The organism is Terriglobia bacterium (genome assembly GCA_020073085.1).
Taxonomy (GTDB): Bacteria; Acidobacteriota; Terriglobia; order JAIQFV01; family JAIQFV01; genus JAIQFV01.
Map to the genome: position 1 here is coordinate 173,171 of JAIQFV010000013.1, position 11,805 is coordinate 184,975.

An 11,805-nucleotide genomic window follows, 5' to 3' on the forward strand; every position below is an offset into this window, starting at 1 on the left:
GCTTAAAGGGAACCTGGCCGATGAAATATACGGACACCTCCGAAGCCGGGCTCGAAACTCTCATTGTAGAACATCTTACCGGCCGGGCCCCGTTGGACGCCCCAGCCTCTGGACGAATTGTTGGCGCTCAAGAGCTGACCGAGAGTCGCGCAGGAGCAGGTTATGAGCTGGGCGATTCAAAGGATTTCGACCGCGACCATGCAGTGGACCTCGCGAAACTATTGGGATTTCTCGAAGCCACACAACCCAAGATTATCGAACAATATGCTCTCAGCACCGATGGCCCCAAGCGACAGCAGTTTCTGAGCCGGCTGCAGGGGGAAATGGAAAGGCGCGGCGTGGTGGACTTGCTCCGCCACGGCTTCAGGCACAGGCCGGCACAGATTGATCTCTTCTACGGCACTCCATCGCCCGGAAACCTGAAGGCCGCGGAACGGTTCGCGGCCAACATCTTCAGTGTTACCCGCCAACTGCGCTACAGCAAGGACGAAACACAGCTCGCCCTCGACCTGTGCTTGTTCATCAACGGCCTGCCCGTAGCCACCTTTGAACTCAAGAATCGATTGACGAAGCAGACTGTGGACGATGCGGTACAACAATACAAGCGGGACCGCGATCCGCGAGAGCTGCTCTTCCATTTTGCTCGCTGCCTGGAGCACTTTGCCGTCGACGATCAGGAAGTGCGCTTTTGCACCCATCTTCAAAGCAAGGACTCATGGTTCCTGCCTTTCAATAAAGGCTGGAACGACGGCGCCGGCAATCCCCCCAATCCCAATGGGATTAAGACCGACTACCTGTGGCGACAAGTCCTCACGCGTGAAGGCCTGACCGACATTATTGAAAACTACGCCCAGGTGGTGGAGGAAAAAGACGAGCGCACGGGGCGAAAGAGGAAGGTGCAGATCTTTCCGCGATACCACCAGCTTGACGTGGTCCGGAAGCTTCTGGCCGATACCCGACAAAAGGGGGCTGGTCGTCGGTACCTCATCGAGCATTCGGCAGGCAGCGGCAAGAGCAACTCTATCGCCTGGCTGGCGCACCAACTGGTCGGCCTCGAAAGGGGGAGCAAATCCCTTTTCGAATCGGTAATCGTCGTCACGGACCGCCGCGTGCTCGACAGGCAGATTCGGGACACAATCAAACAGTTTGCTCAAGTGACGGCAACGGTGGGTCACGCCGAACACTCCGGGGACCTCAGGAAGTTCCTAACCACAGGCAAGAAGATCATCATCACCACGGTGCAAAAATTCCCGTTTATCCTCGACGAGATCGGCAACGAACACCGGGGACATACCTTCGCCATCCTGATCGATGAGGCCCACTCCAGCCAGGGCGGACGCACAGCGGCCAAAATGAACATCGCACTTTCAGAGCAAGGCGGGGAGGTCGACGAAGAAACCTTCGAGGATGCCATCAATCGGATCATGGAAGCGCGAAAGATGCTTCCTAATGCCAGTTACTTCGCGTTTACCGCGACTCCCAAGAACAAAACTTTGGAAGTGTTTGGCGAACCCGTTCCAGAAGGCGAAAAGCATAAGCATCGGCCCTTTCACAGCTATACGATGAAGCAAGCCATACAGGAAGGCTTCATTTTGGACGTGCTGCGAAGTTACACACCGGTGGGGAGTTACTATCGGCTGATGAAAACGGTGGAAGACGATCCGGAGTTCGACGTCAAAAAGGCTCAGAAGAAGCTTCGGCGATACGTCGAATCGCACGAGCAGGCCATCCGCGAAAAGGCCGAGATTATGGTGGATCACTTCCACGACCAGGTGCTTGCCAAGGGTAAGATCGGCGGCAAGGCCCGGGCCATGGTGGTGACCAGCGGGATTGACAGAGCCATCCAGTACTATCACGCGTTCACCGATTATTTGAAAGAGCGCAAGAGCCCCTGGAAGCCGATCGTGGCGTTTTCCGGCGAACATGAGTACGGCGGACGTAAGGTGACCGAGAGTTCTTTGAATGGGTTCCCGAGCAACACAATTGTGGACCGAATTCAGGAGGATCCATACCGCTTTTTGATCTGCGCTGACAAATACCAAACTGGTTACGACGAGCCGCTGCTGCACACCATGTACGTTGACAAACCACTGTCGGGAATCAAGGCAGTCCAGACGCTTTCTCGCCTCAATCGGGCGCATCCCAAGAAGCATGACACCTTCGTGCTCGACTTCATGAACGACGCCGAAGTGATCCGGGTATCATTCGAGCCATACTACAGGACGACGATCCTGAGCGAGGAAACTGACCCAAACAAACTGCACGATCTGAAGTCGGATCTGGACGGTTTTCAGGTTTATGCCAGCGATCAGGTGGACCAGCTGGTGAGGCTCTATTTGAACGGCGCCGACAGAGACCAACTGGATCCGATCCTGGATGCCTGTGTTGCGATTTATGTTGAGACGCTCGACGAAGATGGGCAAGTGGATTTCAAGGGCAAGGCCAAAGCGTTTGTCCGGACCTATGGCTTTCTGGCTTCGATCTTGCCATTCGCAAACGCCGAATGGGAAAAACTGTCCATCTTCCTGAATTTTCTCATTCCCAAGCTGCCTGCGCCTGTGGAACCGGATATGGCCAAGGGAATCTTGGAAGCCATTGACATGGAAAGCTATCGGGTAGAAGTCCAATCCTCGATGAGCATTGCCTTGCCCGACCAGGATGCGGAGATAGAACCCGTACCGACGAGTGGTGGGGGCCGCATGCCGGAGCCGGAAATGGACCGATTGAGCAATATCATCCGGGACTTCAACGACCTTTTCGGCAACATCGAGTGGAAGGACGCAGACAAGATCCGGAAGGTCATCAGTGAGGAAATCCCAGCGAAGGTGTCGGCAGATAAAGCCTACCAAAACGCGATGAAGAACTCCGACAAAGAAAATGCCCGCATCGAACACGACAGCGCATTGCAGCGGGTGCTTGTCGAGTTGCTCTCGGACCACACAGAACTGTTCAAACAGTTCCAAGACAACCCGGCTTTTAAGAAGTGGCTTGCGGACACAATCTTCTCAGTGACCTACGCTGCCCCGGCGACATGAGCCCAAGCTGCTGCCAGTGTCCATGTAACGGGGGGTCTATTTCTCCCCAAGAAACTGGCGAAATAATCACATGAATAGGCAGTTTCTATGAAAAGTGGTGGGTCTCTGCAATCCCCCAATGCTACTTAGCTATTTCCAGGGACCCGACGCCCATCATCGATCTCCTTTCAATAAATCGGGTCTCAATGGATGACCGTTTGAAGTTCGGCCATCTTGATATCATCCGCAAGAACCTTTAATTGGGTGTCCAGAGGATGTCTTTTGCATCCCTCTAATACCTCGGCGTGCAGTTCACGTAGTTTTCCAGCCTTTTGTTCTTTTACAATCCAAGCATTTGTAAATGCCAGCATTTGACTTCCGAGGACATGGTACGGATATGGGTCATTGGACCCGATTCGTACAATCTGCTGTCTAAGCCTAGCAAGCCCCTGTCTTACAAGGTCATTAGCTTCCATCAACGACTTGGCTTCGACCCCCTTCTTCATCAATAGATAGCCCATAGCTGTTCCGACCCATGGGTGATCAGGCATCAAAGCCTCGGCTTGGAGCAAGTAGTTTTCTGCAAAATCGAGATCTCCGAACTCAAGCTCATAAGACCCGTATTGGAGCCAGTACTGGCCGTCTCCAACGAAGTGTTGGCGGACTGATTCGTATATTCTCCTGCAGATATCCTGCTGTCTAAGAAAGATCAAATGCAAGCTTCTGTGGTTGATGACATCTCTGTACAGTTTAAATGTTCTGCTTGCCCTACGCTCCTTGGAGGGGGGGAGGTCGTGAGCCAACAATTCCAAATACCGAATATACGCTTCGGCCAAAATATCTCTAGGCGCAGCATTAGAAATAACATGCTCAGCGATCAATGGATGACGAATTTGAAATTTCAGTGGATCTTCCGCCGTCGGGATGAGTATCCCTGATAGATTTTCATCAATTAAACTGGAAGTCTCATTTGGTGAGGTATCCATTGATGCAATCAACTGCCCACGCGAGACTGCATAATTGTACATTGAAGGAATTGCTGAAATTAGGTACAGCAATTTAGCCCTGTACGGCTGAATCTCGTTAAATTCTTCCTCAATGATTTCATCGAACCCTTTGCCTCTGGTCGCCTCGCGCATTGCAATCAAGATTTGCTTCTTCGCCTTGGTTTGGAAAACCCTAACTCTTTCTTCCACGTCGAGATGTCTCAGCCAACCCAAAAGACCATGAGTTTCCAATGTCTGCAAAATTGCCTTAATATCGGACATCGATAAATCTGGAACTTTCAATTCTTGGAGATTTCGTACGCCCTGCAGTTGGTATCTCTTCACCGCGATCTCATTAGTCCTTGCTACCAATAGGACAGCTGGCATGGATGTGAGTTCGTCACATCTGGCGATCACCTCACAGATTAGTCGTAAATCAGCAGTTGCCCCGTCGAAGACAAGTACCACGCGACGGTCCAGAAACCGCAAGTATTCGATTATATATTCAGGTAATGGGCGACACTCCCCGTCGGCAAAGAAGACGGAAAAGCCTTCAGCAACTAAGGTGGCAGAAACGCGTTTTGCGATGGTGCTCTTACCGGATCCTGCTGCCCCGTTGAGAAGTACAACTGGAGTATTCTTCGAGTCAGAAGAGAGAACCCTCCTGATCAACTCTACTGCTTCAGTGTTAATGTCTCTATGAGCGTCGAATCCAGCAAAAATATCGTCCCACCGGGGAGGACTCCCCAAAAGGAAATGACTCCTGACCGTCCTTTCCACCACTCGGCTCTTTACTGGCCTGAAGACAGAAAAGAAATTCTCTGCATTCTTAATTTGTGGGAATTGGATTCCGGACCGTTGGAATTCGAATAATTCTTCGAGAGAAGGGTCAATGTTCCGAAGGACGTCTTCCCGGTGTGGAATTGAAGCACTTGAGGATGTCAGCTCTTCAAAAAAATCTCTTCCCGTGGCTTCTATGGGGATGACATTGAAATCAGTCAAAACCATCCTTTTTGCGGGTGAAATCTGCGGACAAACAATAAACGATTTTGGCCGTTTCTCAGCCACCTCTTTAGTACGTCTTTGACGGATCGCAATGTATTCCCAGAAGAGTGGCTCGTCCAGTTCTGTGCCGATAAACAGCGTAGGATAGGTGGTAAAGTCTCGCACAAAATGGTCATACCAAACGTCCTGTTCAGCAGCTCTACGCCCATACTCCAATGGACCAAAAGTAAGGCCATGTACTGGATCGTTCAACGATCCATGCAGTTTTATAAATTGTATGCTTCGAAGAAAGGCATCTCTGTCATGGTATTCACACGGAGCGACAACACTCATTATCCCAGTGCCACCGCTGTATTTGTGATAAATGTTTTCCACAAGATCATCTATGTTAGTTGAGTATATCCTGTACCAAAACCACTTTGATATATTTGCGTACCAAGCCGGAACTGATGACACTGATAAATGGCTTTTAAGGAATTGGATCAAAGTGTCCCGTCCTTTTTTGTGATTCAGTGCTGCCTGATAAAGGATGCCAAGAGATGTGCCATCATAATCGCCTTTATATTCGAGGTATTTCCACATTTGTTTGGCAAGCTCACGTGAGGTGGGAATCTTCTCGCCCAACAAATTTACTGCATCCGTGGAAAAACCAGCTCCCAAGAAAAGGACGACGTCATTCCTATGCAAATGACGTTCGAGATACTCGAGATCGTTTCCGTCAATCACCCTAGACCTTTCTGAAAATGAAATCGACCAGATTTACTCTTGCATGGCGATTATAATACAAGAAGAGAGGGAGATTGAAAGTCATTGAAAATTAGGGACAATCCGGACACCAGGATGAAACGGCAGGAACCTGAAGGTGAAGTGCTGTGCAGGAATGGACATTGGCCAAGTTATCTCCGGTTTGTGTTATGTCCCGATCTGAGTCGAATAGCAATTCTGCTCTACCGGCAGGTGATGTACTACATCGCGGCGAAATCGGTGGTGGCCGCGATACGGGGCCGCTCCGTCGCCTGGGCCAAGGTGGAACGCAAAGCCACCGTGCCGATGGGGTGAGGCCCACCCCCGGGCGATTCATCGGCCTTCATTCCTGTGCAACAAAGCGTCGCCAGCGCTGAGAACCTGCTTTCATCCTGATGCGGCCGGGACCCAACTCCGTAAGAGTGGCCTACTTATAGCCTCACCAAACCCCTTCCCTCCCTATTTGGTTAAACCCCGCCAGGGGTGACATCTGAATTACTATTCTCTCCCAAGACGAGGGATACATTTTCAAGCTTGTAGAGAGAGGGTGATGGAAGGTTAGCAGCCCATATGGCACCCCTGACGGGGTTAGACCTAAGAAGAAGAAAAGGGGGCGGCCGGTCTATAAATATGCCACTCCTACGGAGTTGGATTATGGCAGATTCGAAATGAACCCGTGTCTGCTTCCCATCCATCCGACCTTCGCTTACAATGGTATTGGTCTTTCATCGCAATCACAGAGTATCGACGGTCCCTTAATGGGAGCACGTGTTTTCACGCACAAACGGTAACTCCCTTGACTGTGAGGCCCATGAATACAACTCCGGAACCGGACCATCGGAAAACGCTCTACCTCATTGACGGCATGTCGCAGATCTTCCGGGCTTTTTTTGCGTTGCCGGCCCTGGCCACCTCCAAAGGGCTGCCCACCAATGCCATTCGCGGGTTCACTGCCATACTCCGCAAGATCATCCAAACGCATCGGCCGGACTACATCGGGGTCGCCTTCGACACGGCCGAGCCCACCTTTCGGCATGACTCCTTTGCGGATTACAAGAAAGATCGGCCGGAGATGCCAGAGGATCTCTCCGTTCAATTGCCCTACATCCGGAGAGTGTGTGCGGCCCTGCGGGTCCCCATCATTCAATCCGAGAAATTTGAGGCCGACGATGTCATTGGGACCCTCGCGCGCAAGGGCGAAGGACAGGATCTCGACATCGTCATCGTCACCCAGGACAAAGACATGTTTCAACTGGTGAACGATCACGTGCGAGTCATGCGGGCTTCGCGTCAGGGCGATGAAACCGTTTATGACTCTTCCGGAGTCGAGGAGTTCATGGGGCTGCCTCCGGAGAAAATCATCGATTATCTCGGCCTCTGTGGCGATGCCGTCGACAACATTCCAGGCGCGCCGGGGATCGGGGAAAAAGGCGCCCGGAAATTGCTGACGGAATTTGGCTCCGTAGAGGCCCTGCTGGAGCGATGGAATGAGGTGCCGAATAAACGTTACAGCGAGTCTTTACGGGACAACAGGGACCTCATTATGAAGTCGAAGGAACTGGCAACCATTCGACTCGATGTTCCCGTGGAGTTGAACCTCGATGAGCTCCATCTTGATCCACCCGATCGCCAGGCCGTGATGGAGGTGTTCCGGGAACTGGAATTCAATACCCTGCTTAAAGAATTTGAAGGGGAGTCGAAATCGTCGGGTGCGGGTCCGGAGGTTGCGGTGTCCCTCGACGCGCCGCCAAAAGAGGAAACCTCTTATCCATCCCTCAAAGGGCTCGATGAAGTGAAAGAATTTGTTGCGAGGCTTAAGAAGGAAAAATCGATCGCCGTCTCCCTGGCCCAGGTTCCACCCGGCCAGCTGCATGGTTCCATTGCTGAGATCGGCTTGGCCAGCGGGAAGCTGGGTGCAGCGAGTGTAGAGACGGGAAGCAGGGATTTCTGGAAGACGAGCGGTTTGGCTGAACTCCTCGGCGATAGGGAAGTTTCCAAGCAGATCCACGACAGCAAGACGGTTGCACTGAACTTGCAACTGGCAGCCGGCGTGGCCCTGAACGGCGTCGGCGAAGATACCATGCTGATGTCTTATCTGATCAATGCAAATGAGAGCAACCACGCGCTCGAGCGCGTGGTGCGCGCCCATCTTGAAGCGGACCTGTCCCCCCGTCCAGCTGCGGCGGCCGATTGCACGCAGCGCCTTGTTCCGGTGTTGAGCCGGGAAATCGAAGCCCTCGGCTTGAAGCAGGTCTATGAAACGGTCGAACTCCCCCTGGCGGATGTTCTCGTCCGCGTCGAGCAGAATGGGATGCGCGTGGATGAGAAGGTCCTGGCCGGCCTTTCCTCGGAATTCGAGTCCAAGCTTATTGAGCTCACCCGGAACATCTATCAACTTGCCGGCACAGAATTCAACATCAACTCCCCCAAGCAACTGGGCGAAATCCTGTTTGAGAAGCTCAACCTGCCCTCCGGAAAGAAATCGAAGAAATCGGGTCAATACTCCACGGCGATCGATGTCCTCGAAGAGCTGGCCGCCAGCTACGAGCTGCCGCGGGTGATCCTCGAGTACCGGCAGATCGCGAAACTCAAGTCCACCTATGTGGATGCCCTGCCCAAGCTGATCGATCCGAACACGCACCGCCTTCACACCTCATTCAACCAGACAGTGGCGGCAACGGGACGGCTCTCCTCCACGGAGCCCAACCTTCAAAACATTCCCATCCGCACGGAGGTGGGAAGGAAAATCCGCTCCGCGTTTGTCGCGGAGCCGGATTTTCTGCTCCTATCGGCAGACTACTCGCAGATTGAATTGCGACTGCTCGCCCACTTCAGCGAAGATGCGGTGCTGGTGGACGCCTTTCAACGCGGCGAAGATATTCACGCCCGAACGGCGGAAGAGATTTTCGGCGTGCCCCGGTTGATGCAGACCCCCGATCATCGCCGCCAGGCCAAGGCCATCAATTTCGGGATCGTGTACGGGTTGAGCCCGTTCGGCCTGGCACAACAGCTGGGCATCTCGAATGCCGACGCCAAGAGTTATATTGAGGCCTATTTTGCGCGCTACAAGGGAGTCAAACGATTCATCGAACGCGTGCTTGCGGAAACAAGGAAGTCCGGGGAAGTTCGCACGCTCCTGGGAAGGCTCCGACGCATCCCTGATATCAATTCCAGAAATCCCACCATGCGTGGATTTGCGGAGCGCACCGCCATCAATACCCCGCTGCAGGGAACCGCCGCTGATCTGACCAAGCTGGCGATGATTCAAATCGACCGCCAGCTCCTGTCACAAGACTTGAAGGCGAAAATGATCCTCCAGGTCCACGACGAACTCATCTTTGAAGTTCATGAGAGCGAGGTGGCCCTCCTGCGCAAGCTCGTCAAACAGGGGATGGAACATGTCTACAAGCTGCAGGTCCCGTTGATCGTGGATATTTCGGTCGGCAAGAACTGGCGGGATGTGGAGTAGAAGCAGTGGGCAGTGGGCGGTGTGCAGTGGGCAGACGTCGGAAGCCAGAGGTAGGAAGTCAGACGCCGGACGCCAGGAACCGCTTGAAGCGGTGTTTACCGTGCCGGGATCATGGGCCCAATCCAACTAGAATGCCGAACAACGTAACCTCGCACACCCCCACGGATCCGGGTTTGCGCCGCCTACCATCAATAATTCAATCTTAGGGCGGACCTGATGGCGACTCTCCCGCGGTGTTGGGGAGGATGTAGCCCTGGCGGGCACGGACCTTGAGCCCCTTGGAGTGAAGCGTCACTTTGATCCGGCGATAGTGATTGTCCGGCACGGGGTTGGAGGGATAGTACCCTAATGTGTATTGGGTACTCATGTCCCTGGAGATTCGCTCGGCGGCGGTTTGCAGTGATTTGTCAGACCTGGGGAAGAAGACGCTCGCTCCGGACTGCTCGGCAAGGCGCTCAAAAACTGCGCGGGGATTATCGATGAAACCTCCCATGGCCAACATCAATCTGTCGCCGCCTTTCAGGAAGATTTCCTCTTCCCGCGTGCTGAAATATCCGATCGCGTAGACCTGTACGAGGGATTCCTGTACCGCGTGGATTACTTCGTCAAGGGTGTGCTCACTGTGCTCGTCGGCGCCGTCGCTGATGATGACAAGCGCCTGCCTTCCATTCTTCGCGTGCTTCGAGCGTTCCAGGGCCATCAAGATGGCATCGTAGAGGCTCGTTCCGCCGCCCACGGTCGTCGTCGCGATCCGGTGTTTCACGGACTCCCGGTCCTCGGTGAATTCAACCGAGACCTCAACGCGGTCGTCGAAGGGGATGTACATGAATTCCGTCCCGGTGTGCGCGGAATCAACCATCAACTCCGCCGCTGCCTTGGCCCGCTTCAGTTTGTCTCCCTCCAACATGCTGGTGCTCCGGTCGAGCAGGATGCCGAGACTGACCGGCTGCGCTTCGTTTGAAAAGAAATTAACGTTTTGGACGACGCCATCCTCAAAGACCGCGAAATCCTTTGCGGTGAGGCTGGATATTTCGCGTCCTTTGGCGTCAGTTACCTGAACCCCTACCGTCACCAGGGAGACATCAACGTGGAGTGTGGGCATCTGCTGCGCCAGGGCGAAGAACGACAACATGGCGGCAAGCAACAGGCTTATCAACCAGGGGCCATGGAACGCCTTTTTGATTTCGAAGCTCATGGTTCTCAATTTCTCCTGGTTCTGGGTGCGAGAGCAAATGCCATCCCGCCGCAGCAGGAGTGGGTTGATTCAGATTGCCAAGGCCTTCACTAAGTGCCATACAAGGCTGTCCCGATACCATTCAGTCAGGGAAACCCGGGTGGAAACCCCCCATTCGATTTGACACTTCTCATGACGACACTTTGCTTGAGTGGACCGTCGATATATTGTGAAAGGAAGAGATTCTTTCGCCCCTCCTGGGCTCACATCATCATTCGACCCTTACCCCGCCCCTGCCATCGTCTCTTGCTCCGGATTCGACTACTGAATCTGGAAGGCGCACTGTACAGTGGCACTCACAGTGATCTTTTCCGGCTGCGGCAAGGGCGGGGGAGGGGGCGGCGGCATTTTCTTGGCTCTTCCGCCCCCGCCCTCGCTTGAAACCGATACCGTTTCTGTCAGCGCCATTTGATAGACATCCATTTGCGAAACCCCGACCAGCTGCTTTACGTCCAGATTCGCAAAGCGCAACGCGCCGACCTTCTGACCCTTCTGCTCAAGCGCCGCGCTGGCGCGACCGATGGCGCGTCGCATCGCCTCTGCCACAGCCCGTTGTTTTGCGGCTTCTTCATCGGCCAACGAATAGGTCAACGACCGGAAATCTGTGATCCCGTCCTCAACCGACCCATCCAGAATTGGTCCGAGTTTGGTGAAATCTCTCACCCGCAGGGTGACCTGCCCTTGCACGGAGTAATATTTGGCTTTTCTCTTCTTTTCATTATCATAGTACGGCCTGACCGTCAGCACCCCCGAGGAGATATCGTCCTTCCGAAGGCCGTTCTGCTCAGCCAGTGCCACGATCTTCCGCATCGATTCAGAGGCGCGGCCATACGTTGTCTTGAGGTCTTTATCCTGCACGGAAATGTCAAACAGGAGCGTCGCGAGGTCAGGATCCGCTTGGTACGTCCCGTCGGCCTGAACGATCAGGGTATCTGCGATGAACTTGATTTCCGTGTTTTGAGCTTGTTCGGGATGACCGGAGATAAACAAACACACTGCGGCGAAGAGAAACGAGATCAGGTTCCGTTTCATGGATGCCTCCAGAATTTAACAATTAGGGACAACGACCTACTCTTTAGTAATCGATGCCCGGAAATAGTCGGCGGTGCCATGCCCGCTCAAATTCGATGGTCAGGATTGCGCAGCATGGACAACGTGGGCAGGTGCCCTCAGGCTGTTGCCCAAATCAATTCGCACAGGGACTTACAGGGCTTGCAACCGCCACGCCTCAGCTTTGGGGCTATCTTCCTTCCAGTTGAGAGAAACGGTCACGCTCCTGCGTTCATCCTATCACAACAGGTGGCACCCGGAGGGGAAGAAGGTCTGGACAAGTGGCGCATTAAGAACGAAAGG

The 11,805-nt window shown here is 53.6% G+C and carries 6 protein-coding genes; 3 read left to right on the forward strand and 3 right to left on the reverse strand.

The features are described 5' to 3' along the window. Window positions 1-20: 20 nt before the first annotated feature. Window positions 21-3,035: a type I restriction endonuclease subunit R gene (locus LAO21_14810; GenBank protein ID MBZ5553988.1), complete on the forward strand. Its 3,015-nt coding sequence runs from the start codon at window positions 21-23 to the stop codon at window positions 3,033-3,035. A 182-nt stretch (window positions 3,036-3,217) separates the two neighbouring features. On the opposite strand, the gene LAO21_14815 is transcribed toward LAO21_14810, so the two are convergent. Beyond that, entirely contained in the window at window positions 3,218-5,731 is a 2,514-nt protein-coding gene (locus LAO21_14815; protein ID MBZ5553989.1) for an SIR2 family protein, read from the reverse strand. Between the two features lie 84 nt (window positions 5,732-5,815). On the opposite strand from LAO21_14815, the gene LAO21_14820 reads away from it, so the two are divergent. Next, window positions 5,816-6,064: a hypothetical protein gene (locus tag LAO21_14820; protein MBZ5553990.1), complete on the forward strand. Its 249-nt coding sequence runs from the start codon at window positions 5,816-5,818 to the stop codon at window positions 6,062-6,064. A gap of 496 nt (window positions 6,065-6,560) precedes the next feature. Continuing rightward, complete coding sequence (gene polA / locus LAO21_14825; protein ID MBZ5553991.1) at window positions 6,561-9,218, forward strand: DNA polymerase I; 2,658 nt, start codon at window positions 6,561-6,563, stop codon at window positions 9,216-9,218. Window positions 9,219-9,420: 202 nt separating this feature from the next. On the opposite strand, the gene LAO21_14830 is transcribed toward polA, so the two are convergent. Both LAO21_14830 and LAO21_14835 read right to left on the reverse strand, forming a co-directional pair. Then, window positions 9,421-10,413, reverse strand: coding sequence for a VWA domain-containing protein (locus tag LAO21_14830; protein ID MBZ5553992.1), 993 nt, complete (start codon window positions 10,411-10,413; stop codon window positions 9,421-9,423). Window positions 10,414-10,713: 300 nt separating this feature from the next. Continuing rightward, window positions 10,714-11,484 carry an SIMPL domain-containing protein gene (locus tag LAO21_14835; GenBank protein ID MBZ5553993.1) on the reverse strand — a complete coding sequence of 257 codons (771 nt, stop codon included), beginning with the start codon at window positions 11,482-11,484 and terminating at the stop codon, window positions 10,714-10,716. Window positions 11,485-11,805 lie beyond the last annotated feature (321 nt).